This is a genomic window from Microbacterium sp. GQ128 (genome assembly GCF_059758615.1).
Genome location: NZ_JCAXDY010000001.1, coordinates 21,240 through 47,044 on the forward strand (window position 1 = coordinate 21,240; position 25,805 = coordinate 47,044).

General features: G+C 68.5%; 24 protein-coding genes and 1 tRNA gene. 11 read left to right on the forward strand and 14 right to left on the reverse strand.

The features are described 5' to 3' along the window. Nucleotides 1-49 precede the first annotated feature (49 nt). Nucleotides 50-126, forward strand: a tRNA-Pro gene (locus AC6CHX_RS00115). A 427-nt stretch (nt 127-553) separates the two neighbouring features. Here the strand turns inward: AC6CHX_RS00115 and AC6CHX_RS00120 are convergent. The 4 genes from AC6CHX_RS00120 to AC6CHX_RS00135 all read right to left on the reverse strand — a co-directional run bounded on the left by AC6CHX_RS00120 (nt 554) and on the right by AC6CHX_RS00135 (nt 5,137). Next, nucleotides 554-1,810, reverse strand: coding sequence for an MFS transporter (locus AC6CHX_RS00120; RefSeq protein ID WP_498271191.1), 1,257 nt, complete (start codon nt 1,808-1,810; stop codon nt 554-556). Nucleotides 1,811-1,914: 104 nt separating this feature from the next. Continuing rightward, complete coding sequence (locus AC6CHX_RS00125; protein WP_498271192.1) at nt 1,915-2,946, reverse strand: aldo/keto reductase; 1,032 nt, start codon at nt 2,944-2,946, stop codon at nt 1,915-1,917. A 2-nt stretch (nt 2,947-2,948) separates the two neighbouring features. Next, nucleotides 2,949-3,872: an alpha/beta fold hydrolase gene (locus AC6CHX_RS00130; RefSeq protein WP_498271193.1), complete on the reverse strand. Its 924-nt coding sequence runs from the start codon at nt 3,870-3,872 to the stop codon at nt 2,949-2,951. Between the two features lie 107 nt (nt 3,873-3,979). After that, nucleotides 3,980-5,137, reverse strand: a complete 1,158-nt coding sequence (locus AC6CHX_RS00135; RefSeq protein WP_498271194.1) for an epoxide hydrolase family protein — start codon at nt 5,135-5,137, stop codon at nt 3,980-3,982. A 61-nt stretch (nt 5,138-5,198) separates the two neighbouring features. Here AC6CHX_RS00135 and AC6CHX_RS00140 point away from each other — a divergent pair, with 61 nt between their 5' ends. After that, nucleotides 5,199-6,179, forward strand: coding sequence for a helix-turn-helix transcriptional regulator (locus AC6CHX_RS00140; protein ID WP_498271195.1), 981 nt, complete (start codon nt 5,199-5,201; stop codon nt 6,177-6,179). A 6-nt stretch (nt 6,180-6,185) separates the two neighbouring features. On the opposite strand, the gene AC6CHX_RS00145 is transcribed toward AC6CHX_RS00140, so the two are convergent. Together AC6CHX_RS00145 and AC6CHX_RS00150 are read right to left on the reverse strand one after the other, a co-directional pair. Beyond that, nucleotides 6,186-6,812 carry a GNAT family N-acetyltransferase gene (locus AC6CHX_RS00145; RefSeq protein WP_498271196.1) on the reverse strand — a complete coding sequence of 209 codons (627 nt, stop codon included), beginning with the start codon at nt 6,810-6,812 and terminating at the stop codon, nt 6,186-6,188. Nucleotides 6,813-7,607: 795 nt separating this feature from the next. Continuing rightward, nucleotides 7,608-8,030 (reverse strand): MerR family transcriptional regulator, encoded by a 423-nt coding sequence (locus tag AC6CHX_RS00150; protein WP_498271197.1) that lies wholly within the window; start codon nt 8,028-8,030, stop codon nt 7,608-7,610. Nucleotides 8,031-8,147: 117 nt separating this feature from the next. Here AC6CHX_RS00150 and AC6CHX_RS00155 point away from each other — a divergent pair, with 117 nt between their 5' ends. Next, nucleotides 8,148-8,873, forward strand: coding sequence for an SDR family oxidoreductase (locus AC6CHX_RS00155; protein WP_498271198.1), 726 nt, complete (start codon nt 8,148-8,150; stop codon nt 8,871-8,873). 80 nt (nt 8,874-8,953) lie between these two features. On the opposite strand, the gene AC6CHX_RS00160 is transcribed toward AC6CHX_RS00155, so the two are convergent. Then, on the reverse strand, nt 8,954-9,916 hold the full coding sequence (locus tag AC6CHX_RS00160) for a zinc-dependent alcohol dehydrogenase family protein (RefSeq protein ID WP_498271199.1): 963 nt from the start codon (nt 9,914-9,916) through the stop codon (nt 8,954-8,956). Between the two features lie 86 nt (nt 9,917-10,002). On the opposite strand from AC6CHX_RS00160, the gene AC6CHX_RS00165 reads away from it, so the two are divergent. After that, nucleotides 10,003-10,632: a TetR/AcrR family transcriptional regulator gene (locus AC6CHX_RS00165; protein ID WP_498271200.1), complete on the forward strand. Its 630-nt coding sequence runs from the start codon at nt 10,003-10,005 to the stop codon at nt 10,630-10,632. Between the two features lie 68 nt (nt 10,633-10,700). Here the strand turns inward: AC6CHX_RS00165 and solA are convergent, their stop codons facing one another. Together solA and AC6CHX_RS00175 are read right to left on the reverse strand one after the other, a co-directional pair. Next, nucleotides 10,701-11,894, reverse strand: a complete 1,194-nt coding sequence (gene solA, locus AC6CHX_RS00170; RefSeq protein WP_498271201.1) for an N-methyl-L-tryptophan oxidase — start codon at nt 11,892-11,894, stop codon at nt 10,701-10,703. Then, nucleotides 11,891-12,457 carry a TetR/AcrR family transcriptional regulator gene (locus AC6CHX_RS00175; protein ID WP_498271202.1) on the reverse strand — a complete coding sequence of 189 codons (567 nt, stop codon included), beginning with the start codon at nt 12,455-12,457 and terminating at the stop codon, nt 11,891-11,893. The genes solA and AC6CHX_RS00175 overlap by 4 nt, the downstream gene beginning before the upstream one ends. Before the next feature lie 94 nt (nt 12,458-12,551). Here AC6CHX_RS00175 and AC6CHX_RS00180 point away from each other — a divergent pair, with 94 nt between their 5' ends. From AC6CHX_RS00180 to AC6CHX_RS00190, 3 genes are read left to right on the forward strand one after another with little or no spacing between them, the layout of a single operon-like run. After that, nucleotides 12,552-13,778 (forward strand): metal-dependent hydrolase family protein, encoded by a 1,227-nt coding sequence (locus tag AC6CHX_RS00180; protein WP_498271203.1) that lies wholly within the window; start codon nt 12,552-12,554, stop codon nt 13,776-13,778. 5 nt (nt 13,779-13,783) lie between these two features. Next, nucleotides 13,784-14,677 carry an alpha/beta hydrolase gene (locus AC6CHX_RS00185; RefSeq protein ID WP_498272007.1) on the forward strand — a complete coding sequence of 298 codons (894 nt, stop codon included), beginning with the start codon at nt 13,784-13,786 and terminating at the stop codon, nt 14,675-14,677. After that, nucleotides 14,670-16,049, forward strand: a complete 1,380-nt coding sequence (locus AC6CHX_RS00190) for an FAD-binding oxidoreductase (RefSeq protein ID WP_498271204.1) — start codon at nt 14,670-14,672, stop codon at nt 16,047-16,049. The genes AC6CHX_RS00185 and AC6CHX_RS00190 overlap by 8 nt, the downstream gene beginning before the upstream one ends. 16 nt (nt 16,050-16,065) lie before the next feature. Here the strand turns inward: AC6CHX_RS00190 and AC6CHX_RS00195 are convergent, their stop codons facing one another. The 5 genes from AC6CHX_RS00195 to AC6CHX_RS00215 all read right to left on the reverse strand — a co-directional run bounded on the left by AC6CHX_RS00195 (nt 16,066) and on the right by AC6CHX_RS00215 (nt 22,043). Then, entirely contained in the window at nt 16,066-16,710 is a 645-nt protein-coding gene (locus AC6CHX_RS00195; protein WP_498271205.1) for a bifunctional 4-hydroxy-2-oxoglutarate aldolase/2-dehydro-3-deoxy-phosphogluconate aldolase, read from the reverse strand. A 19-nt stretch (nt 16,711-16,729) separates the two neighbouring features. Then, nucleotides 16,730-17,956: a D-mannonate dehydratase ManD gene (manD, locus tag AC6CHX_RS00200; protein ID WP_498271206.1), complete on the reverse strand. Its 1,227-nt coding sequence runs from the start codon at nt 17,954-17,956 to the stop codon at nt 16,730-16,732. A gap of 82 nt (nt 17,957-18,038) precedes the next feature. Continuing rightward, entirely contained in the window at nt 18,039-19,430 is a 1,392-nt protein-coding gene (locus AC6CHX_RS00205) for an MFS transporter (protein WP_136042217.1), read from the reverse strand. A gap of 73 nt (nt 19,431-19,503) precedes the next feature. Next, the gene (locus AC6CHX_RS00210) at nt 19,504-20,508 is read right to left on the reverse strand and encodes an L-idonate 5-dehydrogenase (RefSeq protein WP_498271207.1); all 1,005 of its coding nucleotides are present in this window, start codon (nt 20,506-20,508) and stop codon (nt 19,504-19,506) included. Next, nucleotides 20,505-22,043 (reverse strand): mannitol dehydrogenase family protein, encoded by a 1,539-nt coding sequence (locus AC6CHX_RS00215; RefSeq protein WP_498271208.1) that lies wholly within the window; start codon nt 22,041-22,043, stop codon nt 20,505-20,507. Before AC6CHX_RS00215 ends, AC6CHX_RS00210 begins: the two co-directional genes overlap by 4 nt. Nucleotides 22,044-22,155: 112 nt before the next feature. Between AC6CHX_RS00215 and AC6CHX_RS00220 the strand changes: the two genes are divergently transcribed. The 4 genes from AC6CHX_RS00220 to AC6CHX_RS00235 all read left to right on the forward strand — a co-directional run bounded on the left by AC6CHX_RS00220 (nt 22,156) and on the right by AC6CHX_RS00235 (nt 25,794). After that, the gene (locus AC6CHX_RS00220) at nt 22,156-23,097 is read left to right on the forward strand and encodes a LacI family DNA-binding transcriptional regulator (protein WP_498271209.1); all 942 of its coding nucleotides are present in this window, start codon (nt 22,156-22,158) and stop codon (nt 23,095-23,097) included. A 21-nt stretch (nt 23,098-23,118) separates the two neighbouring features. Further along, the gene (locus tag AC6CHX_RS00225) at nt 23,119-24,018 is read left to right on the forward strand and encodes an oxidoreductase (RefSeq protein ID WP_498271210.1); all 900 of its coding nucleotides are present in this window, start codon (nt 23,119-23,121) and stop codon (nt 24,016-24,018) included. 86 nt (nt 24,019-24,104) lie between these two features. Continuing rightward, nucleotides 24,105-25,202: an ATP-binding protein gene (locus AC6CHX_RS00230; protein ID WP_498271211.1), complete on the forward strand. Its 1,098-nt coding sequence runs from the start codon at nt 24,105-24,107 to the stop codon at nt 25,200-25,202. 49 nt (nt 25,203-25,251) lie between these two features. Then, on the forward strand, nt 25,252-25,794 hold the full coding sequence (locus AC6CHX_RS00235) for a hypothetical protein (protein ID WP_498271212.1): 543 nt from the start codon (nt 25,252-25,254) through the stop codon (nt 25,792-25,794). The last annotated feature ends 11 nt before the right edge of the window (nt 25,795-25,805 follow it).

Genomic DNA, 25,805 nt, shown 5'->3' on the forward strand with positions numbered 1-25,805 from the left:
CGGGATGCGGCTAAGATAGGGGAGTTGCCTGCGCGAGAGTGCAGAACAACGGGCTGTGGCGCAGCTTGGTAGCGCACTTGACTGGGGGTCAAGGGGTCGCAGGTTCAAATCCTGTCAGCCCGACCACAAGGGCTGTTGGCAATACTGATTGCTGAACAGCGAGAGAAAAGGTAAGGGCACCTGCTTCGAGCAGGTGCCCTTCCCTTTTCTGTGTCTGCGAGGTCGATCCGGGTTCAGATAGTCGAGTCCGAACGATTCTGGGGACGAAAACACGAACGCGCCCGGTATTCGGGCGCGTTCGATTGTCCTGGTGTAGCGGGAAGCGTGCCGAGCGTGCCGCCGGCGGGCGTCGTCAGTGAGCGGAGCCTCTCAGGTGCGCATTGTTGTCAACGCGAGCTGGTCCTGTTGGTCAGTCGGCGTGGTCGTCGGCGACGATGTTCGACCGCCTCGGAGGATGCTGAGGTGACGTAGCCCCCGGCCGGCTCGGGGGCGTGCAGGCCGTCCGCTTGCACGGCGTAAGCGACGAAGCTCTGGCACCGGAGGGGAAGCAACGTCATCCCGTCGCCGGTGCGGGTGACGGCTCCGACGATGCGGGAAGCTCTCTCACGGCGGGCAGAGCGGACGCGAGCACGACTACCAGCTGCAGGGCGAAGACGATCACGGCGGCTGCGATGCACCAGACGAGGCCGAACGAGGCCGAGATCCCGACGCCCAGCCCGGCCCCGATGGGTCGCGCGCCGTAGGTGGAGACCACGACCAACGACGACACTCGACCGATGAGCGGTCTCGGTGTGACTACCTGCCGCAGCGAGGTCGTGGATATCGTCCAGAGGACGGGGCCCAGTCCGAAGAGGAAGAAAGAGGCGAACGCCAGAGCCGGAGACGGAATCCACAAGGTGGTGACCATCAGGATGGCTGCGATGAACCCGCCCGCCGGTCCGAGCACCGTCATCAGGCCGAATCGAAGGCGCCGGGAGAGAGGCTGCGAGAGCGCGGCGCCGATGACCATGCCCGCCCCGTAGGCTCCCATCGCGAGTCCCACCGTGGCGGGTGTCATCCCCAGTCCGTCCAATGCATAGACGACGAACACCGACTGGATCAGGAACCACCCGATGTTGAAGATGGTCGAGGTCGCGATCATCGGGCGTAGGTACCGATGCGTCAGCACGTATCTCATTCCTTGCGCGGCCTCGCTCCACGCCGAGGTGCGGGGCGATGGTGCGCTTCGGGGGATGTCGAGTCGGAGCAAGAGCACAGCCGCAGCCGCGCACGCGACGGTGGCCACGATGAGCGCTGTGCCCGCACCCGCCGCTGAGACGATGGCACCCGCGAGGACCGGACCGCTGACGAATGCGGCGCTTCTTCCGAGCTCCAGCCACCGGTTCGCGTCCATCAGGCGACCGGAGGCCACGAGTCGCGGCACCGAGGAGGGGACCGCGACGCTGACACCGACGGTCCCGACCGCCCCCACGCAGCTGAGGGCGAGGAGCGCGCCGAAGGAGAGCGCGTCGAGCGCGATCAGCACGACGATCCCGCCGAGGGTGGCCATGCGCAGCAGCTCTGACGCGAGGAGGATCCGCTGCGGAGAGGTTCGATCGATGACGAGCCCGAACGGCAGCGCGAGCACGAGAAAGGGCAGTGTCTGTGCGACCTGTAGCAACGCTGTCTCCGTGGCCCCGGCGCCGAGCATCAGCACGGCGGCCAGGGGCACAGCGACGAGCGCGATCTGCTCCGCCATCTGGGTGGTCACGCTCGACCACGCGATGCGCGTGAATCGGCTCGGGAGAGGATCGCGTCGGAGTATCGTCATGGATCGAGTCCACCAGCGTCGCGGGCTCAACTCCGGCGGGAATCAGACATCGCATCCGCGGCGCTGAAAGACGTGGCCTGTTCGGGCCGTGACGAACGCCGGACTCAGCGGCGCCGACGTCGTGCGGGGTCGGTGAGCCAGGGATAGCTCGGCGGTGATGCGTTGTAGATCCGGTCGCCGGGGGTGACGATCTCGTCGATGCGGTCGAGGACGGCATCGTCGAGAGCGAGGTCGGAGCCGGCGAGCGCGGCGTCCAGCTGCGACATCGTGCGGGGTCCGATGATGACCGAGGTGACCGCGCGGTGGGCGAGGGGGAATGCCACGGCGAGTTCCGGGAGCGTCACACCGATGCCCTCGGCGACCTCGACGAGTTGCTCCACGACGTCCAGCTTCCGCGCCGTCGTCGGGTCGCTCGGGTCGAACCATGCGGGTCGGAGCGCCGCGCGGCCGGTGTTCTCTACCGTGATGCCCTTGCGGTACCTGCCCGTGAGGAACCCGAAGGCCAGGGGGCTCCAGGTGAGCACGCCGAGGCCGAGCCGCTCGGCGACGGGGAGGACGTCGGCCTCGGCCCCTCGATCCAGGATGTTATACGGCGGCTGCTCGGTGCGGAAACGCATGAGGTGCCGCTCGCGGGCGACCTGGTCGGCATGCACGATCTCGTGCGCGGGGAACGTCGAACTCCCGAAGGCACGGATCTTGCCGTCGCGGACGAGGTCCGTCAGGACTCCGAGCGTCTCCTCGATGTCCGTGTCCCAGTCCGGCCGGTGCACCTGATACAGGTCGATGTAGTCGGTGCCGAGTCGCTTCAGGCTCGCGTCGACGGCGCGGATGAGGTATCGCCGCGAGTTGCCGCTGGTGTTCGGCGCCGGGTCTTCGTCGAGGGGAAAGTGGCCCTTGGTGGCGAGCACGGCCGCATCCCGACGCCCCCGGAGCGCCTTGCCGACGATGATCTCGGACTCACCTGCGGAGTACATGTCGGCGGTGTCGACGAAGTTGATCCCCCGGTCGAGGGCGGAGTGGATGATGCGCACCGCATCGTCGTGGTCGCCGTTGCCGATCGCGCCGAACATCATCGTGCCGAGCGTGAAGGGAGACACGGATATGCCCGTCCCCCCGAGTGGTCTGTAGGGAAGCATCTTTACTCCATGTCCTGTTCAGTGGGCGATAGCGGGTACGACGTCGCATTCATCGGATGTATTCCCTCGGCGTCATCGAGGCTTGCTCTGTCGGGCCAAGATCGGTTGTGCTCCAGCCATCGCGTGAGCTCGGCAGTGAGCATTTCCGGCGCATCCCATTGGATGAGGTGCCCGGCATCGGCGACCTCTGCGAGTGAAGCGTGCGGGATCATCGCTTGAAGTCGCGTGGCGCGGTCGGCCGGGATCCATGCGTCTTCGACACCCCAGACGATGTGCACGGGCTCGTCGATGTTGCCGTACCGGCCTTCCACCTCGTCGGTGTAAAGCTCATCGGCCTGAGCGATCTGGCGGTAGAACGCGGGCTGCCCATCTGGTCCCGTCCACGGCTGGACGAGCATCTCCAACGCCTGTTCGGTGAGTCCGCGGAAGCTCGCGCCTCGAACATAGGCTTCGACGGCTCCACGGTGCACGGCAGGCGGCAGCTGGGCGAAGACCTCTGCATGCTCCTTCACGAGTTGGAAGAACGGCGAGCCCCAGGGCGAGAACGCGACGACGTCGACCAGGCAGAGAGACGCGTAGGTCATGCCGTGCAGGAGCCTGGCGCGGAGCGCGACCGCCCCACCGAAATCGTGCGCGACGATGTGCGGGTGTCGGACGTCCCACACGTCGCACAGGTGCGCGAACAGCTCGCCCTGGACACCGAGATCGACGGGGTGATCCGCATCTTTCGAGGAGGCACCGTACCCCGGCATGTCCCAGAGATACACCGTGAACCGCGACGAGAGGGCGTCGGCGATGGGGCGCCAGAGTGCCGACGACCACGGCGTCCCGTGCAGGAGGATGAGCGGTGGACCATCGCCGAATCGATCCCAGGCGACGTTTCGCCCTCGCCAGTGAACAGCGCGGTCGAGCTGATGGTGAGTCATGGGTCCATGCTTTCAGAGGTGGAGAAGGGTGGTCCGGGCAGGCGATGACTTCCTCGAGACGGCGCCGCTCTCGTTCCGCTTCGGTTGGGCGCCTCGGCGCTCGGTGATCACCGCAGCGCTCGGAAGAACTCGCGGACGTCCGCCAGGAGGGCTTCGGGCTCTTCGAGTGCGGCGAAGTGGCCGCCGCGCCCCTCGACGTCCGTCCAGCGCACGATGTTGTTCGCCTTCTCTTCGGCGAATCGCAAGCCAACGTCATGGGCGAAGACGATCACGGCGGTGGGCACGCCGGAACTGGTGGGCACCGCACCCCAGCCGGCGTCCTGCGCGTAACCGACATAGGCTGCCGAGCCTCCGGTCGCCGTGAACCAGTACAGCGAGGCGTTGTCGAACAGGAATCCCTCACCGAGGATCTCGGCGACGGGTGTCTCGGCGGGGTGGGTCCACTCCTGGAACTTGTCGTGGATCCAGGCGAACTGCGCGACGGGGCTGTCCGCCGTCATGGCTCCGATCAGAGCCGGCCGCGTCGATTGGATCGCGATGTACCCGAACTCCTTCTGCATGAACTCACCGACCCGGCGCAGCCGATCCTGCTCGAGCGGAGTCAGCGCCGCCGCCGTCTCCTCATCGACTTGGCCGACGAACGAGCCGAGAGAGCCGTTGACATGCACGCCGATCACGCGGTCGGGTGCGAGGCGCCCGATCTCCGGCGCGACGCCCGCCCCCATGTCACCGCCCTGTACCGCGAAGCGCTCGTAGCCGAGCCTCATCATCAGCTCGAGCATCGTTGCGGCGATGTCGCTGCGCTTCCAGTCCCGGCCGACGAGCGGCGTGGAGAATCCGAAACCCGGGTGGGACGGAATCACCACGTCGAACGCATCGGATGCGTCGCCGCCGTGAGCGGTCGGATCGGTGAGCGGTCCGATCAGCGCCTCGAACTCGAGGAAGGACCCGGGCCATCCATGCATCAACAGCAGCGGTGTCGCTTCCGGATGCGGTGACCGCACATGCACGGCGTGGATGTTCTGCCCCTCGATCGTCGTGATGACCTGCGGGAACGCGTTCAGGCGCGCTTCGGTCGCGCGCCAGTCGTGATCCGCCCAGTGCGCGATCAGCGTCTGCAGTTCGGCCGCGGGGATGCCGGTGCTGCGGTCGTCGACGGGGAGCGGAGGCGTGAACCGCGCCCGGGCGAGCCGGCTGCGAAGGTCTGCGACGGCGGACTCCGGAATGTCGATGCGGAAGGGGCGGACGGTCTCGTTGGTGTTCATGACTTCATCCTCCCGAGCTAAACGGCCATAATATGGCCTGATATGAAAGGAGGCTGACGGCATGACTCGAACCACCGGGCGCACGCTCGCCCTCCTCTCCCTCTTGCAGGTTCGACGCGAGTGGAGCGGTGCGGAACTCCGCAAACGCCTCGAAGTGAGTGATCGCACGCTCCGACGTGATATCGACGATCTGCGCGAGCTCGGGTACGGGATCGAGGCGACTCGTGGACGGCACGGCGGCTACCGCTTGGGACCGGGCGCTGAGGTCCCGCCGCTGGCGCTTGCCCCCGACGAGTCCGTCGCCATCGCCGTGGGACTGCGTGCTGCGGCAGGCAGCGTGATCACCGGTCTGGAGGACGCCGCGGCGCGAGCTCTGGCCAAGCTCGAGCAGTCTCTGTCGTCGGCGACACGGCAACAGATCAGCGAGGTCGAGCAGGCGATGGTGCCGCTCGCGGGTCGGGTGCGCCCGGACATCGATCTGAACATCGTGACGGCTGCGGCCTCCGCGATCGCCGGTCGACTGCGACTCCGAATCGACTACACGCGCCACGATGGCGTCGAGGTGCAACGCATCGTCGAACCGCATCGCATCGTTCACACGACGACGCGCTGGTATCTGATCGCCTGGGTGCCTGAGCACGAGGCCTGGCGAACACTGCGCGTCGACCGCATCCGCCGCCCCGTCCTGGCCCGCGATGTCTTCCCGAGACGCGATATCCCCGACGATGCATTGCGGGAGTTCACCGCGCGCAGCATCACGACAGCTCCGTACCCCTACCGGGCGCGACTGAAGATGCACGCTCCCGCAGCGGAGGTCTCACGGCTCTTCGGCGCCACGGTCGCCTCGGTCGAAGCCGGCGGTGACGATGCCAGCATCCTCACCGCCGGGGCGCGCACTCCCGAGGAGTTCGCCCTATACATCGGCATGAGTGGCATCGAGTTCGAGGTGCTGGAAGGAGAAGAGGTGCGTCAGGCCCTCGCCGATATCGCCCAACGGATGCTGCGTGCCGCCGCGCCACAAGGGTGCCAACCGGCGCCTTAGGCAGCGTCAAATCCCGAAGAACGGTAGACAAGGGGCGAGTCCCTCGACAGCGACCGCCGGGCGTTGAACCCGGAACCACGTATCTCTATCCAGCCGCAGCCGGTCGGAGACAAGGGCCTGCCCGTCTCGATCATCCCGAGAGATGCCATCCGAGCGATAACCAAGTCGACGCGACACCCCGTGGGAAGCGGCGTTGTCTTGGAACACCTCACTGAGGGCGCTTTGGGCACCCAGCTCGTCGAAGGCCAGGTGGAGAAGCGCTGCACGAGCCTCAGTCCCGAGTCCCTGCCGGTGATGTTGGAGGCCAAGCCACGACTCAGTTCTAACCTCGCGGAGTACCGGAAAGTTCCTCGCTCGAAGGGCGACCATGCCCACGGGATCGCCACCACGGAACAGTCCCAATTCCAGGGCCCACGCTGAGCTGGACCACTCCCCACGCCGCGCCCAATGCTGCTGCAAGACGTTGAGCGCGGTTTGCTGCGGCGACTCCTCTGTCCACGGCGTCAGATACGGACGCTCACCCGGCTCGTGCACTCCCGCCGCAGCGACGGCGGCCAGCGCCCCAAGCTCGTCCTCATCGGGACAGCGGAGAACGAGCCGATCCAAGTACTCGGGGCAGACCAGCAGTGCCATCGGCGGCTATATGATCTTCTACTCGCTCGGCTCCGCACTCGGCGCGACCGCCACCACCACGATCTACTCCACTTCAGGGTGGACAGGAAGTGCTGTTCTCGGCGCAAGCTTCGCCCTCTGCGGGCTACTCACCTGGGCGCTCAGCCGCCATGCAGCCACGAGAGCGCGACGTGACGCCGCCGCTCTCGGATCGGGCCGCCTGGGTACGACGTCGAAAGCAGACTGAAGTTGGCCACCCGAACGCGCCACTGTCGATCGAGGGACGCCGACGGTTGATCGAACGCTGGGCATACTGCACGAGGTTTCGCTGGTTGAGGGCACCCTCGACGAGCTTGGTCCCGTCGCGACCGCCGATACGCAGGGCCTCGGTGCGGGGGCGGAGGATGCCGCCGTCGATCTGCAGGGAGGGCGCTTGCCCTTGTACCTTCTGGCGCCGATGACCCACACACGCCGGAGGGCGATCGCGATATGGTCGGTATTCGCGCGGCTGCCGGGAATGCGGCGGTCGTGGAGCACCCTCACTGGCGCCGGAAGATCCTTCAGCCTCGTGGCTGCTAAAGGTGAACGCGCCCTATCTGGTCCACTCGTGCTTGTCGCAGGAAAACCCAGGCGCAACAACAGGAAAGACCTGAGGACAGCGGAGCGTTGATCCGCACCACAGGTGGTTGTGCCAACAGCCCACCACAAAGCAGAAGAGGGACCGGCCGGAGGCTGGTCCCTCTTCTGCTTTCCCGAGCGCCTTCAGCGCCTCCGGCAAGGCCACTCGGCGCCGGGACGCTCCGCGGTCACCGCTCACTACGCGCGTGCGGTTGCCGCCACGTCGATCGTCTGGTCGTGCTCCCCATCGGGGTGGCGAAGCGCTGGGCAGTGTTCCGGGGTGGGGTGGTGGGCGATATCTATGATGTGGTCCAGGGCATCGCGGGCGGCGATGAGACCCTCGATGGCGTCGGTGATGCGATCGCGTTCCGCGGCCAGCAGGGCGAAGGATTCCGGGGATCCGTGGCCGGTGTCGACGCACGGCAGCAGTTGCGCGATCGTGCGACTCGGGACTCCGGCGGTGAAGAACTGCTGAAGAAGTCGGACGCGTTCCACGGCCGACGCGGCATAGTCCCTCTGGCCGCTCGGTGTGCGCTCCGACGACAGCAGCCCCTGCTCCTCGTAGTAACGGAGCGCTCTCGTGCTGACTCCTGCCTGGTACGCCACCTCGCCGATCCGCATCCGTGCTCCTCCTCGTTCCGCACTGCACTTGACCTTGACGTCAACGTCAAGTTCTAGCGTAGAGCCCGTCGGCTCGATCGGGCCGGAGAACGCAGAACCCCACAGAGGCAGGAACCCATGAACGTCACCGACCAGATCGCCCTCGTCACCGGAGCGAACCGAGGGATCGGACGCCAGTTCGTTCTCGAACTGCTCGATCGCGGCGCACAGACCGTCTATGCGACAGCTCGTCGTCCTGAGACGCTCGATTTCGGAGACGCGCGCGTGGTGCCGCTGAAGCTCGACCTGCTCGACCACGACTCCATCGTCGCGGCCGCCGCCGTCGCTCAGGACACCACGCTCGTCGTGAACAACGCCGGAATATCCACCGGCGCCGCTCTCGTCGCCGGCGACCTGGCGGAGTTGCGTCGCGAGATGGACACTCATCTCTGGGGCACCCTCGACGTCATCCGCGAATTCGCGCCGGTGCTCTCCGCGAACGGCGGCGGCGCGATCGTGAACGTGCTCTCCGCGCTCTCGTGGTTCTCCTCCCCGGCGGCGGGAGGGTACGCCGCCGCGAAGGCTGCGGCGTGGAACATGACCAACGGTGTTCGCCTCGAGCTCGCCGGTCAGGGAACACTCGTGCAGGGCGTGCACCTGGGCGCCGCGGACACCGATCTCATGGCCGACTACGACGGGCCCAAGATCGATCCTCGTGACGTGGCCCGCCGGTCACTCGACGGCCTCGCCGCGGGCTCGATCGAGGTGATCGTCGATGACTGGTCGGCGATGGTGAAAGCGTCGCTCGCGGGAGACCCTGCCGTGTTCTATGCCCAGATGACTGCACTGCTCGGCGCTTCCTGACGCCGGGCGCCATCGAAAGCCGCGTTCGGGACGAGTGGGGCGACGCCTCAGATGCGTCGCCCCACACGGCCGGATCCCGCTCAGGGCACGAGCACGATACGCCCGAACACATGGCCGGCATCCATGAGGCGGTGCGCCTGGGCCGCGTCGCTCAGCGGGAGCGTGTCGTGGATCACGGGGGAGAGGACACCTCGAACGGCGTCGCCGAACATCTCGCGTCGCACCCGCGCGAGCTCGTCGCGCGGCACGGTGTCGAGGCTGAGCGTTCCGAAGGTGATCGATCGGCGGAACCGGGACAGAAGCACCGTGCCGAAGTCCGCGGGCGGGAACCCGCCGACGACGCCCACGGCGATCAGGCGGCCGTTGGGCGCGAGCCGCTCGATGAACCGGGGAAGATCGGGGCCGCCGACGATGTCGAGGATGACGTCGAACTCGTCCGGGGCTTCCGGCACTCCCGTGCCGGCGCGGTCGAGCACGTGGGTGGCGCCGAACGCCCGCAGCCGCTCCCCGCGCTCGGGGGATGACGTGGTGACGGCGATGGTCCTGGCGCCAGCGCGAGCGGCCAGCTCTACGGCGGCCAAGCCGATGCTCCCGGCGGCACCCCGCACGAGCACGGATTCGCCCTCGACGAGGCGGGCGCGTTCGAGCGCGAAGTGCGCGACGGGTGCAGCGCTGCCGAGCGTCACCGCTTGGACGGACGTGAGTTCGGCCGGCAGCGCGACGATGTCGTCGGCGCGTGCGATCACGTACTCGGCGTACCCGCCCGAGATTCCGGTGAACGCCCAGACGCGTCGACCGACCCATGCCGGGTCGACGCCGGCTCCCGTCGCCGTCACGACTCCGGCCGCTTCGCTTCCGGGGATCATCCCCGAGTCGCGTGTCGCTTCGGCGATCCCTCCTCGACGGATCACGACATCGACCCCGCCGACGCCGATCGCCTCCGTTCGCACGAGCACCTCGCCGGCTCCGGGCGTCGGGATGGGAAGGTCCGTCACCTCCATGCCACTCGGGTCGCCGAAGGTCCGGATGATCACTGCGCGCATGGGTGCACTCCGTTTCGCGGCGGGAGGTCGGACCCGCCTTCGGAAACGTAACGGACGCCTGCGTCCACTTGAGTAAAGTGAGACAGATGTCCACGACTCTGCCTCAGGATCTGCGCTCGGACGCCCAGGAGAACCGCGACCGCATCATCGACGCGGCCCGCGAACTGTTCGCCACCGACGGCCTCGAGGTGACGATGCGGCAGATCGCCCGGCGCGCCGGCGTGGGCCCGGCCACCCTCTACCGGCGGTTCCCCACGAAAGCCGATCTCGTGCGCGCCGCCTTCGTGGACGAACTCCGCGACTGTCGGTCCATCGTGGTCGACGGCGTCGCCGACACCGACCCGTGGCGGGGGTTCAGCAGCATCATCGAGCGTCTCCTCGTGCTCAATGCCCGGAACCAGGGCTTCACGGACGCGTTCGTCTCCGCCTACCCGGAGGCCGTCGACTTCCGAGCGCATCGCGAGGACGCAGTGCGAGGGATCGTCACCGTGGCTCGTCGTGCCATCGAAGCCGGCGCGCTCCGCGATGACTTCGTCCTGGACGATTTCCTCATCGTCCTGCTCGCGGCGCGTGGACTCTCGCGCACGACGGAGGGGGAACGCACTCGGACCGCCCGTCGCTACGCGGCGCTCGTGATCGACGGACTGCGCGCCTCGGGCCGGCACGGCGCGCTGCCCCCCGCGCCGCGACTCCTCCCGAGTGTGATCCCGGGATAGATCGCGTGCCGTGTCGGCGCTGAGCGCGGGACGGATCGGCGATCGACTCTCCGAGAAGGCCGTTGCGTTCAGCGGCCTCCGAAGGTATCTCCCAGCCGGAAGACGGGGACGAAGTCGGGGTCGACGATCGCCGGACGTCGCAGACTGAACGCGGAGATGTCGTGTTCCGTGCGGCCGACGGTCAGCAGGTCGGCGAGGATCCGCCCCATCAGGCTCGCGAACTTGCCCGCGTGGCCGGCTCCGTTGAACACCGCGACGTGGGGATGGCCGGGCACGGTGTCGAGTACGAAGTCCCGGTCGGCCGGCATGTCGTACACGCAGGTCTTGCTCACCAGCAGCGGACCGGCGGCGGCCGGAAGGTGCTCCCGGAGGAAGTCGTGGAGCAGCAGCGGCTCCGTGTCGTCGGGGACGAACGTCCGCTCGGAGGACGAGATGAAGCGACCGCGCATGTCCCGGGCGATCTTGACCGCCGCTTCACCGTAGACCGGGAACCCGTAGTGAACTTCGTCGGCGTGATGGATCCAGATGGGGAATCTGTCCGGAGTGAAGTCCGCGAGGTGCGATGAGGAGAAGTACCCGACCTGCTCCTGACTCAGGGTGAGATCGAAGGAGAGGCCGAGGTCGGGCATGAGGTCGCCCAGCCACGAGCCGGCGGCGACGACGAGGTGGCCGCCGTCGAACGAACCCTCCGACGTCGTGACCGTGACTCCGTCCGGGTCGATCCGCACACCGGTCACGACCACGCCCGAGCGGAACTCGACCCCGGCGGCTCGGGCGAGCGACACATGGGCGGACACCGACCGGCGGATGTCGAGGATGCCGCCATCCGCCTGATGAATGCCGATCGTGTCATCCGTCACGTTCCACTGCGGGTACTGCGCGCGGATGTCGTCGATCGTCAGTTCGTCGTAGTCGATCCCTGCGGCATCCATCGCCCGGCGATATGCGTCGATCTCCTCCGCACCGGCGCTCCCGGCGGCCGCGAGGTCGATCCCGCCGGTCTTCGTGTAGACCTGCAGGCCGGAACGCTCCTCGACTTGAGCCCAGGCGGCGAACATCGCATCCGTGAGCCGGGTGTATTCCTCGCGGTGGTACGCCCGACGGATGATCCGAGAGTGGTCACCGGACGAGCCGAAGGCATGGCCGAGCTCGAACTGCTCCAGCACGAGGACGCGTTCTGCACCGGCCTCTGTCAACCAGTAGGCGGCCGCGGATCCGATGGCTCCGGCGCCGATGACGATGTGAGAGTAGCCCTGGGTCATGCTGTCGACTCCTTCGTGAACGATGCGATGAAACGGTCTGCGGCGGCATCCACCTCCGCGGACGGGCTGAGCAGTCGCTGCAGCAGCAGTCCGCGCATACCCGCGACCGCGACGAGGCTCGACTGCGCGGCATCCGGTGCTGTGAAGCCGTCGCGACGGGCAGCTGCTTCGAGGAGACGCGTCAGATCGTCGAGGTCGGCGACGAACTCGTCGTAGGCGCCGCGTTCGTACACAGCCAGCCCGATCAGGTGGAAGAACGCACGGGTCCTCTCCTCCTGCGCCGGGCTCGAATAGAAGCCCCAGATCGCCCGGAACAGCTCGACGAAACCGAGGCCCTCGCTCGTCGCCGCGATCATGAGGTTGTCGCGGCGGCGCGCCTCGGAGAGCACCGCGCTGAGCAGGCCCGGCCGCGAACCGAAGTGGTAGGTCAGCAGCGTGTGGTGCACGCCGAGACGCTCGGCCACCTGGCGCATCGACAGGTTCGGGCTGGGCCCGTTCTCGCCGAACTCGTCGAACAGCGCATGCAGGAGCCGCGCTTTTCCTTCGCCCACCGGTGCTCGCATGTTGCCTCCGTTGACATCTTCACCACTGTTGAGTACGTTAGCGCACAACCAATTCACCACTGTTGAGGACGCAGTCGTTCTCGGAAGAGGCGTCATGACCGAGATCTGGTTCGCAGGCGGGATCATCGCCGACGGGTCCGGTGCCGAGCCTTCGCCCGCGGACGTGTGCGTCGCGGACGGAGTGATCACCCGGATCGGAACCGCCCCGGCGGGAGCGGCCACCGTCGACCTCGACGGCATGTTGCTGACGCCCGGCCTGATCGACGCACACGTGCACTTCGGACTCTCGAGCCCGATCCGCGCGCAGTTCGGGTTCCAGCTCTCCGCCGCCGAGATCGCCGCCGACATCTTCCTCACGGCGAGCCGCACCCTCGACGCGGGTTTCACCACGGTGCGCGACACCGGTGGCATCGACCGGGGAGTGGTCGAGGTCATCGCCAACGGCAAGGTGCGTGGCCCACGGGTGCTGTCGTGCGGCCCGGTGCAGTGCCAGACCGGTGGACACGGCTACTACGGCGCCGCGTGGGAGCCCACCGAGCTGTGGGAGACGCACCACATCCCCGGCCTCGCCGCCCTCTCCCTCATGTCGGGCAACGCCGATGAACTGCGACGCAACGTCCGGGAGTCTTTCCGCCGCGGTGCGACCTTCCTGAAACTGTGCGTCACGGGAGGTGTCGTCGGGGGCCACGACCGCCTCGACGACACGCAGTTCACGTCGGCCGAGATCGCGGTCGCGGTGGAGGAGGCCGCCGCGCGCGGCACCTACGTGACCGTGCACGCGCACAACAACGCGGGCATCCGCAACGCCGTCCTGGCGGGTGTGCGCTGTGTGGAGCACGGCACCGACATCGACGAGCCGACCGCGCAGCTGATGCGCGAGCACGATGTGGCACTCGTCCCGACGTTCGCCGTGGTCGAGCAGATCATGGATCCGGGGAGCCTCGACGTGGATCCGTCGACCCGCGATCGTCTGGCCGGCGCCCGTCGCCGCATGGCGACCGCGCTCGAGATCTCCCGCGCAGCGGGCGTGCGGATCGGGCTCGGCTCCGACCTCCTCGGCCCCGAGCAGTACCGCCGAGGCGAGGAGCTGCGACTGCGTGCCGAGCTGGAGTCGCCCATGCAGGCGCTCGTCTCCGCCACCAGCGTCAACGCCGGCATCCTCGGCATCGGCGACACCGTCGGAATGCTCCGCGTGGGGATGGCGGCCGACATGGTCGCCTGGCAGCGGAACCCGCTCGACGACGCCCGCGTCTTCGCGGATCCGGACATGGCCGCCTTCGTCGTGAAGGCCGGCCGCATCATGAAGGGAGACACCCAGTGAGCGCGATGCTGAACGGCTGCTTGGCCGACACGGAGTACCTGGAGGTCACGGCACGGTCGGGACACCGCTACGCCGTGTGGGTGACCACGCCCCCGGGCTATGCGGAGTCCGCCGACTCCCTGCCCCTGATCTATGTCGTGGACGGCAACTGGTCCGTCGGGCTGACCGCGCCGCTCATCGTGACCCAGGCCGACCCGTACCTCTCGATCGCCCCCTACATCCAGGTCAGCGTCGGCTACGCGGGCGAAGAGGCCGCGCAGTGGGCACAGCTCCGCAACCGCGATCTCGTACCGCCGGGAGAACCCGTGGGCGACGAGATGCGGAGGACGCTCGCGGCCGCCCGCGATTCCGGGGCGATGACGCCGGAGCACGTGGACGCCTATCTCGCCCAGCTGGCCGACACCCATGCCGACGTCTTCCTCGAGTTCCTGACGGAGGAGCTTCACCCCCTCCTGCAGTCGAAGGTCCGCGTCAGCGAGACCGGCCACGGCCTCTTCGGCTATTCCTACGGCGGCCTCTTCGCCCTGTACGCCTGGCTGCGTGAGACGCCTCCGTTCGCGACGTTCGGCGCCGGCAGCCCGGGTGTCGCGGCCACGGACAGCCAGGTGTTCCCCCTGATCGCCGCCCTTCCGCAGCGTGACCCCGTCTCTTCCCTGCAGCAGCTGCACGTCACACTCAACGAAGCCGAGCTGTTCGGAGCGATCCCGATCTATCGGGAGATCGGACGCAATCTGCTCACGGTCATCGAAGAGCTGCATGCCCAGGGGCGCTCCGAAGGGATCTCGAAGGCCATGCTGCACGAGACCCATCTCACGGGGCTGCAGGCATCGTTCCTGAGCTATCTGAAGACCTGCCACACGCGCTCGGCATCCGCTGCGGGCGACGACGACCGTGAGTGAGTCCGCGCTCCTCGCCGACCTCGCGGCGGTCCTGCCCGCCGACCGTCTCACGACGGACCCGGACGTGCTCGAGAGCTACGCGCACGATGACGCCGAGTGGGCGGAGTGGTCGCTGCCGGCCTGCCTCGTGCGGCCGCGCACCCCCGAAGAGGTGCAGGCGGTGGTGCGCGCATGTCTGCGCCATGGCACGGCGGTCGTCGCCCGCGGGGCGGGCACGGGGCTCTCCGGCGGCGCCAACGCGCTCGCCGGCAGCGTCATGATCTCTCTGGAGCGGATGAACGCCGTGCTCGAAGTGGACGAACTCGAGCGACTCGCCGTCGTGCAGCCCGGGGTGGTCAACGACGACCTCCGGGCACGCGTCGCCGAGAACGGCCTCTGGTATCCGCCCGATCCGGCCAGCTCGCCGTGGTCGACCATCGGCGGTAACGTCGCGACGAACGCGGGCGGGGTGTGCTGCGTGAAGTACGGCGTCACCCGGGACTACGTGCTCGGGATGCAGGTCGTGACCGGCGCTGGAGAGCTCGTCCGTCTGGGCCGCCGCACCGCGAAGGGTGTCGCGGGGTACGACCTCACCGGACTCCTCGTCGGTTCCGAGGGGACACTCGGCATCGTCACCGAGATCACGGTGCGACTGCGGCCGGCGCGCCCGCCCGAGCAGACCGTCGCCGGGTTCTTCGACTCGCTCACCGCCGCGGGGGAGGCCGTGCGCGAGGTCGCGGCGGCCGGACTCACGCCGTCGGCGCTGGAGCTGATCGACCGCAACTGTCTGCGCGCGGTCGACGACTGGAAGAACATGGGGCTCTCCGCGGATGCCGCGGTCGTCCTGCTCGGGCGCGTGGACACCCCGGGCGCCGCCGGCGAAGAGGAGGCGGCAGCGCTGCTGGCGGCGTTCGAGCGCGGTGGTGCCACCTGGGCCGACCGGAGCACGGACGAGGCCGAGGGAGAGGCGCTGTTCGCCGCCCGACGCCTGGCGTATCCGGCCCTCGAGCGCCTGGGTCCCGTCCTGACCGAAGACGTGTGCGTCCCGAAAGGCGCGGTCCCGGAGATGCTCGGCCGCATCGAGGCCATCGGGCTCGCGAACGACGTGCTCATCGCCAACATCGCTCATGCGGGCGACGGGAACCTGCATCCGCTCCTGGTCGTCCCCGCCGGCGACGACGCGGCTCGCGCTCGCGCGGAGCAGGCATTCAGCGAGATCATCGACGCGGCGCTCGCGCTCGGGGGCACGGTCACGGGCGAGCACGGCGTGGGCCTGCTCAAACGCAAGGGCCTCGTGTCCGAGCTCGCTCCCGCCGCCCTCGACATGCATCGAGCGATCAAGGCCGCCCTCGACCCCGCCGGCATCCTCAACCCGGGCAAGGTCATCGGATAACGCGGGCGGCGCAGAATCAGTTCGCGCACACCTCGACGAAGGCCATCGCCCGATCGCGCAGAGCACGCAGGTCTCCGCCCGAGAAGGCATCGCCGAGAAGTGGACCGCCCACGCTCACGGCCGCCGCGCCCGCCTGCAGCCAGGCCGAAGCGCCCGCGAGATCGACGCCGCCCGACGGGACAGCGACGAGATCGGGGAAGGGTCCGCGCAGGTCCTTGAGGTAGCCGGGACCGACCTGCCCCGCGGGGAAGATCTTCACGGCCGAGGCGCCCGTCGACCACGACGCGAACAGCTCGGTCGGGGTCAGGCCGCCCGGAATGATCGGCACTCCGGCATCCGTCGCCTGGGTGACGAAATCGGCCGAGGTGATCGGGGTCACGAGATACGTCGCGCCCACCTCGATCGCTTGCGAGAGGTCGAGGGTGTTCGTCACGGTGCCGATACCGAGGTCGATCGCGTCGCCGAACCGCGCGAGCAGCTGCGGGAAGTGCTCGAACGTCCCCGGCGTGGTCAGCGTCAGCTCGACGCTGCGGATACCCGCGTCCACCAGCACATCGAGCACGGCGTCGTAGTCCTCGGCCCGCTTCGCGCGGGCGACCACGACCAGGCGCGAGTCGACCGTGCGCTGCGGGAGGGCGACCCGGCGGACCTCACCAGTCATGGCCTCACCAGTCAGGGCCTCACCAGTCATGGACGGTCCCGTCGAGCAGACGGTTCACCGGCAGGTAGGCCTTGGTGTACTCGTGGCCGGCGGCGGCATCCTCGTCGAGGTCGACGCCCAGACCGGGCTTGTCGCCGGGGTGCAAGAAGCCCTTGTCGAAGGTGAAGGAGGTCTGGAACACCTCGAGCGTCTGCGCGTTGTGGGGCATGTACTCCTGGATGCCGAAGTTGTGGATCGCGAGGTCGAGGTGCAGAGCCGCGGCCATGCCGACGGGGGAGATGTCGGTGGGACCGTGGATGCCGGAGCGGATGCCGTAGATCGCGGCGAAGTCGAGCAGCTTCTTCATGGCCGTGATGCCACCGGTGTGGGTCACGGCCGAGCGCACGTAGTCGATCAGGCGCTCGGTGATGAGGGTCTGGTAGTCGTAGACCGAGTTGAAGACCTCGCCGATCGCGAGCGGTGTCGTCGAGTGCTGGCGCACGAGGCGCAGTGCGCTCTGGTCCTCGCCCGGGGTGCAGTCCTCGAGCCAGAACAGGTCGTAGGGCTCGATGTCCTTCGCGAAGCGTGCGGCCTCGATCGGCGACATCCGGTGGTGTCCATCGTGGAGGATGCGCAGGTCGGTGCCGAAGTCCTCGCGGATCTGCGAGAAGATCCCGGGCATGTGGTTCAGGTAGCTTCGCGTGTCCCACGTCTCCTCGCTCGGGCGGTCACCCGAGCGCTTGGCGGGCTCGTAGTCGTAGCGCACACCGGGTCCGGTAGCCGAGACGCCGTAGATCTGGCCGAGGCCGGGCACACCGGTCTGCACGCGCACGGCGGTGTAGCCGAGCTCCTCGTAACCGGTGATCGCGTTCTTGAGGGCGGCGTAGTCGGTGCCGGAGGCGTGCGCGTAGACGCGGACGCCATCGCGGCTCGCGCCGCCGAGCAGCTGGTACAGCGGCATCCCGGCCTTCTTGGCCTTGATGTCCCAGAGGGCCATGTCGACCGCGGCGATCGCCGCCATGGTCACCGGTCCGCGGCGCCAGTACGGCCCGCGGTAGAGGTACTGCCAGGTGTCTTCGATCCTGTCCTCGTCGCGGCCGACGAGCATCGAGGCGACGTGATCGGAGAGGTACGACGCCACGGCGAGCTCACGTCCGTTGAGGGTGGCGTCGCCCAGGCCGACGATGCCGTCGGAGGTCGTGATCTTGAGCGTGACGAAGTTCCGTCCGGGGCTGGTGATGTTGACGTCGACGATCTCGATGGTCATGTCGTTCTCCTGAAGATGCGGGGCGAGGTGCGGGGCGCGGACGTTCGGGCGTCCGCACCCCTGGTCGTTACGGGCAGGGCGATCAGATCGCGTCGCGCGGATCCGTGAGGTCGCGACCGGCGACCTCCGGCATCCAGATCGAGGCGATGAGGGCGCACAGCGTGAAGATGAAGAGCATGATGATGATCGGGATGAACGAGCCGGTGACGGCCGACACCCATGCCGCGGCGATGACGGGGCCCGCGCCGGTCGCGACGATGGCGGCGATCTCGCGTGCCATGGCGGTGAACGTGTAGCGGTTGCGCGATCCGAAGAGCTCCGGGAGCGTGAGGTTCTCGAGCGACGCGAAGCTCATCACGGCGAGGTTGTGCAGCACGACGTAGCCGACGAAGACCTGCACGGTGTCCTTGCTGCTGATCATCAGCATCGTCGGGACGATGATGATGAGCGCGATGATCGCCCAGACCATGTACATGCGCTTGCGGCCGAAGCGATCGCCGAGCCAGCCCGAGAGCGGCACCGTGATGAAGGCGACGAGAGACGAGACGATCACGGCGTTCACGCCGATCGAGCGGTCCAGCAGCAGCACGACGGTGATGTAGCTGATCAGGTAGGTCTGGATCATGCCGGAGTTGCCGGCCTGGCCGAAGCGCAGCAGGAGCGCGATCGAGAACGCCTTCCAGGGCTTGCGCTGCATCGCCTCGAGGGTGCGGATGTCGCCGGTCTCGGTGGCGAGCTGGATCGCCTCGTCGCGGGACAGGGCCTTGCCGTCGACGACATCGTCGCGCTCCTCGAAGACCGGGGTCTCCTTGAGGTTGAAGCGCACCCAGATCGCGAAGAGCATGATCACGGCGCTGGCGATGAAGGGGATGCGCCAGGCCCAGGCGATGACCTCGTCTTCGCTGTACGCGACGAGCAGGATGGCCCAGATGCCCGAGGCGAGCAGCGTGCCGCAGTTCGTGCCGAGCGCGACGAGCGAGGCGATGATGCCGCGACGCTTGGCCGGCGCGTACTCGGCGAGCATGACGCCGGCACCCGAGATCTCGGCTCCGGCACCGAAGCCCTGCGCGATGCGCAGCAGCACGAGGAGGATCGGCGCGAGCACGCCCACCTGCGAGTACGTCGGCAGGAAGCCGATGAGGGTGGTCGCGAGACCCATCAGGAGGATCGTGTAGAACAGCACCTTCGTGCGACCGGTCTTGTCACCGAGTCGTGCGAAGAAGAACGCACCCACCGGGCGGGCGACGTAGCCGACACCGTAGGTGGCCATCGCGGCGACGACGGCGACGGCCGGGTTCTCGGAGGAGAAGAACAGGTCGGCGAAGACGAGCGCGGCTGCCAGCGAGTAGAGCTGGTAGTCCATGAACTCGAGGGCGGTGCCGAGCCACCCCGAGATGGCGGCGCGCACGAGGTCGCGTACCGACCTCTTCGCGGCGGGGTCGGCGACCGTGGCGGTCGTCTGCGGTTCGGACATGGGAGGTACTCCTTCGGACCAGGAACAGGGTGGGTGTATCGGTGCGGCGGGGCCGCCGGGTGGGGGTGATTCGCTAGAGGGCCAGGAGGACCTTGGCCGAGGCGGACGAGTCGCGGGCGAGCTCGAACGCCTGGATGGCATCGGATGCCGGGAGCACGTGGGAGATGACGGAGTCGAGGGCGTCGGACTCGGCCAGCAGGGCGACCGCGTCGTCGATCTCGGTGGAGAAGCGGAAGGCGCCGCGGATCGTCAGCTCCTTGGCGAGCATCGGGGCGAGATTCACTCCGATTTCAGCGTTCGGGAGCATCCCGACCTGAACGATCGCTCCGACGCGGCGGGCTGCGCGCACCGCCTGAGTGAGTGCGACGCCGACGCCGGAGCACTCGAAGACGACGTCGTACGACTCGTTCTCGATCGTGTCGCGGCCGACGAGTGAGACCTCGGTCGCGCCGAGTGCCTGAGCGCGGCTGAGCGGCTCTTCGCGCACATCGCTGGCGCCCACGACCGCGGCGCCCGCCTTGAGCGCGGCGGCGACGACGAGCAGGCCGATGGGTCCTGCGCCGATCACGAGGGCGCGTTTGCCGGCGATGTCTCCGGCGAGGCGCACGGCGTGGATCGCGACGGCCAGCGGCTCGGCGAGGGCTGCCCGTTCGAGCGGAAGGGATGCCGGGAGCACGCGGACCATGTGGTCTTCGACGATCAGCAGCTCGGATGCGCCGCCCTGACGGTGCGGGTTCGCCGCGGCGCTGCCGAAGTAGTCGCCGCCGGGACGCAGGTGCGGGTGATCCTCGAGGCCGGGGACCTCGGCTCCGTAGCGGGCGGGGTGCACGGTGACAGGAGTGCCGGGCGCCAGCCGGCCCGACGGGTCGAGGTCGACGACACCCGAGAGCTCGTGACCGGGGGTCAGGGGCTCGCGGATCGTGTACTCGCCGTTGGCGCCGTGGAAGTAGTAGTGCAGGTCGGACCCGCAGATGCCCACGTAGCTGACGCGGAGTCGGACCTCTCCGTCGCTGGGGGTCGGAACCTCGCGATCTTCCCAGCGGATGTCTTCCTTGCCGTGGATGGCGAGAGCCTTCATGGCTGCATCTCCTCTGCGCTGATGAACGATGATGTCGTGGTCTGGGATGCCGAGACGGCGTCGGCGATCGCGGCATCGACTCCCCGACGCCGGATGGCGTCGACGAGCTCCCCGACGCGCGCGATGAACGCATCCTGTGATCCGAGTCCATCACCGAACAGGTGCAGCTCGCCGATCACGCGCTGCGCGATCTCGCGACCGTCGCGGGCGGTCGACGCGAATCCGGCGAGGCGCTCGCGGGCGCCGTCGGTCATGGCGGCGGCGTGCAGGCCGGGGTCGAATCCGGGCAGCGGAGCGATGCAGGACAGATAGCCGGCGACGGTCAAGGCGATCAGGTGTGGCATCCCACCGGCGTGCAGAACGCGCAGTGCGGGTTCCGGGATGCGCTGGCGCAGCTTGACCGAGCCGTCGGTGCCGACCTGGCTCGTGCGGTGGCCGAGCGCGCTGTTGGCCCAGCGCTCGAACAACTCGCTCTCGTAGGCGCGGATGTCGACGCCGGAGGGAACCTCGATCGACGGCTCGTACTCGTCGCGTAGCACGGCGCGCGCGGCCCTCTCGATGCCGTCGAGCCCGATGGCCTCCGGGATTGTTCCGACGCCGCTGAGGGCGCCGAGGTAGGCGATGAGGGAGTGTGTGCCGTTGAGTAGCCGCACCTTCATCTGCTCGTAGCGCCCGACCTCGTCCGTGAACACGGCTCCGCCCGCCTCCCAGGCGGGCCGACCGCCGGCGAACCGGTCTTCGATCGCCCACATCGTGAAGGGCTCGGCCGGCACGGGAATGTCGTCGCGGGCGCCGAGCAGGGTGCTGACTCGAGTGCGCAGCTCTGCGGTGGTCGCCGGGACGATGCGGTCGACCATGCTGGAGGGGAACGTCACCGCACGGTCGAGGAACGCGAGGGCGTCCGCACTCTCGGAGCCCGGAAGCTCCTGCAGGAACTCGCGCACGAGCTTCTCGGTGTGGGCGCCGTTGGCGGCGAGGTTGTCGCAGCTGAGGATGGAGATCGGCGCTCCTCCGGCGGCGGCGCGGGCCTGGAGTCCGCGGGCGAGCTGGCCGATCGTCGAGTGAGCCGCCCCGCCTCGGAGGTCGGCGCGCACGGTGTCGTCGTCGAGGTCGAGGTGCTGCGTCGCGGGGGAGTAGCTGTAGCCGTTCTCGGTGACCGTGAGGGTCACGATGCGGATGCCGGGGTCGGCGATGTGGGCGATCACGCGCTCGGGCTGCTCGGCGCCGACGAACGCGTCGGTGTGCACCCCCGGGATCGTGAGCGAGGTGCTGCCGGGCGCGATGGTCGCGACCGAGTAGAGGAGGTCCTGGGCGTGCAGGGCATCGACGATCGAGCGGGAACGCGACGCAACGCCGATGATGCCCCAGTCGCCGCCCGCGTCCTGGAGTGCGGCGGCGGTGTAGACCGCCTGGTGTGCGCGGTGGAAGCTGCCGAGGCCGAGGTGGAGCATGCCGGCGCCGCTGGGGGAGACCATCGGAACGGTGGCCGTGGAGGCAGCTCGGCTCAGGATCCGGAGATCGGCGTTGATCGTCATGTAAAGCAGTGTGAATGGTTTGTACAAACTTGTCAAGTCGTTACATGGTCGGGAGTGATGATCTAGGATTGCTGACGAACGGGAGGGCGACGTGGCAGCGACACTGACGGACGTGGCAAGGCGCGCCGGCGTCTCCATCGCCACGGCATCCCGCGCATTCGGTGAGCCCGACAGACTCGCGCCGACGACGCGCGAACGCGTGCTCGAGGCCGCCGTCGAACTGGGCTACGCCAACACGCAGACGGGAACCGCCACCCGCACGTTCGGCGTCGTCGTTCCCGATGTCGCCAACCCCGTGTACGGCATGCTGCTCAAAGCCATCCAAGGGCAGGCGTGGCATGGACGCCACCGCATCGTGCTCTTCGATGCCGACGAAGACCGTCGTCGGGAACACGAGCAGATCGAGCAGGCCCGCAAACTCGACGGGATGCTGCTGTGCTCCCCGCGACTGCCCGACGCCGACGTGCTCGACCTGGTCGGCGACGCTCCCGTGGTCGTCGTCAACCGCCAGATCGACGGTATCGCCTGCGTGCTCATGGACACCGAGCACGGGCCCGCCCAGGCGATCGAACACCTCGTCGCGCTCGGGCACGAGCACATCGCGTACGCCTCGGGGCCGCGCGGCTCGTGGGCCGACGCGCGCCGTTTCGAGACGATCGCTGCGGCCTGTGAACGCCATGGGACCCGGCTGACCCGTCTGAGCCATCAAGCGGCTTCGATCCAGGGCGGCCGGGCCGCTGCCGCTCTCGCCGCCGCCAGCGGTGCCACGGCGGTCATCGCCTACAACGACCTCGTCGCCCTCGGCGTCGAAGCGGGGATGTCCGAACTGGGAAGGCAGTGCCCGTCGGACATCAGCATCGTCGGTATCGACGACATCGATCTCGCCGGAGCGGTCACCCCCGGGCTGACCACCGTGCGCATGCCCATCGAACGCTGCGGCGCGCTGGCGGTCGACCTTCTCCTGAAGACGCTCTCGGGCACGGTTCTCGGAGACATCCCACCCCTCTCCTCCGAATTGATCGTCCGCGCCTCCACCGCAGCCCCGCGCCGCTGAGACATGCTGTCGCCTGACATCGTGTCCGAAGGGACCCCGCCCGTGACCGTCGCGGTCGTCGGCCCCGGCGCGATCGGCACCGTCGTGGCAGCGGCGTTGCACGAGCGCGGCCTCGTGCCCCAGCTCTGTGGCCGCACCGCCCGCGAGAGTCTGGCGCTGATCGCGGACGGCGACCGCATCCTCGTGCCCGGGCCGGTCCTGACGGATCCCGAGCTCGTCACGGATCGAGTCGACCTCGTCTTCCTCGCGGTGAAGGCGACGCAAATCGCGGAGGCCGCGCCGTGGTTGGCGGCCCTGTGCGGGCCGGGCACGATCGTGTGCGTGCTGCAGAACGGCGTCGAACAGGTGTCGAGCGTCACCCCGTTCGCGAACGGGGCACAGGTGCTGCCGGCGGTGGTGTGGTTCCCCGCCCAGGCACAGCCGGATGGCGCGGTCTGGTTGCGTGCACCCGCGCGCCTGACCGTGCCCGACGTGGATGCCGCTCGGCGCGTGGCCGACGCGTTGCGCGGATCCCGATGCTCGGTCGACCTGTCCCCGGAATTCGCCTCCGTGGCCTGGTGCAAGCTGATGCAGAACGCCGCGGCCGGACTCATGGCAGTCACCGGTCGGCGCTCCGGCATCTTTCGCCGCCCCGATGTCGCTCGGCTGACTGTCGCGTACCTGCGAGAGTGCCTCGCTGTCGCTCGTGCGGAGGGGGCGCTCCTCGGCGACGAGGTGCCGGAAGAGATCCTCGCGAAGTTCCAGTCGGCTCCGGAAGACCTGGGAACCTCGATCCTCGCGGATCGGGAAGCCGGCCGTCCGCTGGAATGGGACATCCGCAACGGCGTCATCTCCCGGCTCGCCCGAGCACACGACATCCCGACGCCGACCAGCGACGCGGTGGGCGTGCTTCTCGCCGCGGCGAGCGACGGCCCCGGCTGACGGCCTGAGACGACGCTGGCGCCCCCGCACGGGATCGAGGAAGATGTCGATCATCGCACCGACACCTCGAAAGGGCGCACACCAGGATGACGAACCTCACGATCGGGACTGCACTCGGCGACCCGGAAGCCCACGTCCACCTCGACGCGCGGCGCTTCAACCGCCACACCTTCTGGGTCGGTCAGAGCGGGAGCGGCAAGACCTACGCGCTCGGCGTGGTGCTGGAGCAGCTGCTGCTGGAGACCGAGCTGCCGATGCTCATCCTCGACCCGAACGGTGACTTCACCCGGATGCGCGAGACCAGGGTCACGGCCAAGGATGCGGAGGCGTCGCGGCTCGCCGAAGCCGACATCCGGGTGTTCCGTTCCGGCTCGGGAGCGGGCGACGGGGATCGGCTGCACGTGCGCTACGTCGATCTGGTGCCCGCATCGAAGGCGGCCGTGCTGCGGATGGATCCCATCGCCGACGCCGAGGAGTACAACGCCCTGATCCATGTCGAGCAGGAGGCCGAGAGCTTCGATGCGCGCGACATGCTCCCCGACCTGCGTGCGTCGAAGGACCCCGCGCGGGTGGGGCTCGCGAACCGGATGGAGAACCTGCAGGTGCTCGAGTGGGAGCTGTGGTCGCGCGGTTCGGCATCCGTCGTGGACGTCATCGATGAGCGGCCCCGCGTGACGGTCCTCGACCTCGGCGGCTTCGAGCATCCGGCGGAGCCGAAGGTCGCCGCTCTCGCGGTGCTCGAACATCTCTGGGCGCGACGCGAAGAGCGGCGTCCCGTGCTGATCGTCATCGATGAGGCGCACAACCTCTGCCCGCCGAATCCGGAGACCGCGGTCGAACGAGCCCTCACGGAGCAGCTGGTGCAGATCGCCGCCGAGGGACGCAAGTTCGGTCTCTGGCTGCTGCTGTCGACTCAGCGGCCGACGAAGATCCACCCCAACGTCCTCTCCCAGTGCGACAACCTGGCGTTGATGCGCGTGAACGCCCCGCGGGATCTCGCCGAGCTCGCCGATGTGTTCGGCTTCGCCTCGGAGGAGGCGATCCGGCGATCCGCGCAGTTCGCGCAGGGACAGGCGCTGTTCGCCGGCGGGTTCGTCGCCGAGCCGACGTTCGTGCAGATGGGTGCGCGGATCACCGAGGAGGCGGGTGGCGACGTGAAGGTTCCGCTGCGCATCGGGAGATGATGGGAGCTCGATGTAGCGCTGGCACGACCGAACAGGAGCCGTAGCGGGTATGAATGGGCAGCGAGCGGCGGCGGACGACGGGATCCTGCGCGTGCACCGGGCCTTGCGTTCGGGGTTCGGAACCGAGGCCGCCGTCTACGGCACGATCCTGGTCAGCGGTTTGGTGGCCGTGTCCTCGGCGCACGGGGAGACCTCGCTGGCGGTGCTCTTCACGGTCGCCGTCACCGTGCTGGTTTTCTGGGGTGCGCATGTCTATGCCGGCACTGTGGCGCGGGTCAGCGATCGCGATGAACGGGAACAGGGTGAGCGCGTGGGCGTCCGTGTGGCGTTCGCGGCATCGGTGAAGCACTCCCTGGGCATGCTCAGCTCGGCGACGGTGCCTGCGGTGTTCCTGCTGGCGGGCACGACCCGCATCATGCCGGACGGACTTGCGAACGATCTCGCTCTCTGGTCGGGCGTCGTCATCCTCGCCTTCCTCGGGTACGTCGCCTTCCTCCGGCGGGGGAGCTCGCTTCTCGTGCGTATTCTCGGAGCCCTGGGGACGGCGTCCTTCGGGCTCGTGTTCGTGGTGCTCAAGGCGCTCGTGCACTGATCGCGAGCCCG

What these genes read in the sequence shown, in the direction of transcription:
- AC6CHX_RS00210 (WP_498271207.1), bottom strand. Translation starts at nt 20,508, where the DNA reads ATGAAGGCTCTCGCCATCCACGGCAAGGAAGACATCCGCTGGGAAGAT.
- AC6CHX_RS00175 (WP_498271202.1), bottom strand. Translation starts at nt 12,457, where the DNA reads ATGCGAGCACCGGTGGGCGAAGGAAAAGCGCGGCTCCTGCATGCGCTG.
- manD (WP_498271206.1), bottom strand. Translation starts at nt 17,956, where the DNA reads ATGACCATCGAGATCGTCGACGTCAACATCACCAGCCCCGGACGGAAC.
- AC6CHX_RS00230 (WP_498271211.1), top strand. Translation starts at nt 24,105, where the DNA reads ATGACGAACCTCACGATCGGGACTGCACTCGGCGACCCGGAAGCCCAC.
- AC6CHX_RS00180 (WP_498271203.1), top strand. Translation starts at nt 12,552, where the DNA reads ATGACCGAGATCTGGTTCGCAGGCGGGATCATCGCCGACGGGTCCGGT.
- AC6CHX_RS00235 (WP_498271212.1), top strand. Translation starts at nt 25,252, where the DNA reads ATGAATGGGCAGCGAGCGGCGGCGGACGACGGGATCCTGCGCGTGCAC.
- AC6CHX_RS00155 (WP_498271198.1), top strand. Translation starts at nt 8,148, where the DNA reads ATGAACGTCACCGACCAGATCGCCCTCGTCACCGGAGCGAACCGAGGG.
- AC6CHX_RS00185 (WP_498272007.1), top strand. Translation starts at nt 13,784, where the DNA reads ATGCTGAACGGCTGCTTGGCCGACACGGAGTACCTGGAGGTCACGGCA.
- AC6CHX_RS00195 (WP_498271205.1), bottom strand. Translation starts at nt 16,710, where the DNA reads ATGACTGGTGAGGTCCGCCGGGTCGCCCTCCCGCAGCGCACGGTCGAC.
- solA (WP_498271201.1), bottom strand. Translation starts at nt 11,894, where the DNA reads ATGACCCAGGGCTACTCTCACATCGTCATCGGCGCCGGAGCCATCGGA.
- AC6CHX_RS00125 (WP_498271192.1), bottom strand. Translation starts at nt 2,946, where the DNA reads ATGCTTCCCTACAGACCACTCGGGGGGACGGGCATATCCGTGTCTCCC.
- AC6CHX_RS00145 (WP_498271196.1), bottom strand. Translation starts at nt 6,812, where the DNA reads ATGGCACTGCTGGTCTGCCCCGAGTACTTGGATCGGCTCGTTCTCCGC.
- AC6CHX_RS00130 (WP_498271193.1), bottom strand. Translation starts at nt 3,872, where the DNA reads ATGACTCACCATCAGCTCGACCGCGCTGTTCACTGGCGAGGGCGAAAC.
- AC6CHX_RS00165 (WP_498271200.1), top strand. Translation starts at nt 10,003, where the DNA reads ATGTCCACGACTCTGCCTCAGGATCTGCGCTCGGACGCCCAGGAGAAC.
- AC6CHX_RS00135 (WP_498271194.1), bottom strand. Translation starts at nt 5,137, where the DNA reads ATGAACACCAACGAGACCGTCCGCCCCTTCCGCATCGACATTCCGGAG.
- AC6CHX_RS00120 (WP_498271191.1), bottom strand. Translation starts at nt 1,810, where the DNA reads ATGACGATACTCCGACGCGATCCTCTCCCGAGCCGATTCACGCGCATC.
- AC6CHX_RS00140 (WP_498271195.1), top strand. Translation starts at nt 5,199, where the DNA reads ATGACTCGAACCACCGGGCGCACGCTCGCCCTCCTCTCCCTCTTGCAG.
- AC6CHX_RS00160 (WP_498271199.1), bottom strand. Translation starts at nt 9,916, where the DNA reads ATGCGCGCAGTGATCATCCGGACCTTCGGCGACCCGAGTGGCATGGAG.
- AC6CHX_RS00205 (WP_136042217.1), bottom strand. Translation starts at nt 19,430, where the DNA reads ATGTCCGAACCGCAGACGACCGCCACGGTCGCCGACCCCGCCGCGAAG.
- AC6CHX_RS00150 (WP_498271197.1), bottom strand. Translation starts at nt 8,030, where the DNA reads ATGCGGATCGGCGAGGTGGCGTACCAGGCAGGAGTCAGCACGAGAGCG.
- AC6CHX_RS00215 (WP_498271208.1), bottom strand. Translation starts at nt 22,043, where the DNA reads ATGACGATCAACGCCGATCTCCGGATCCTGAGCCGAGCTGCCTCCACG.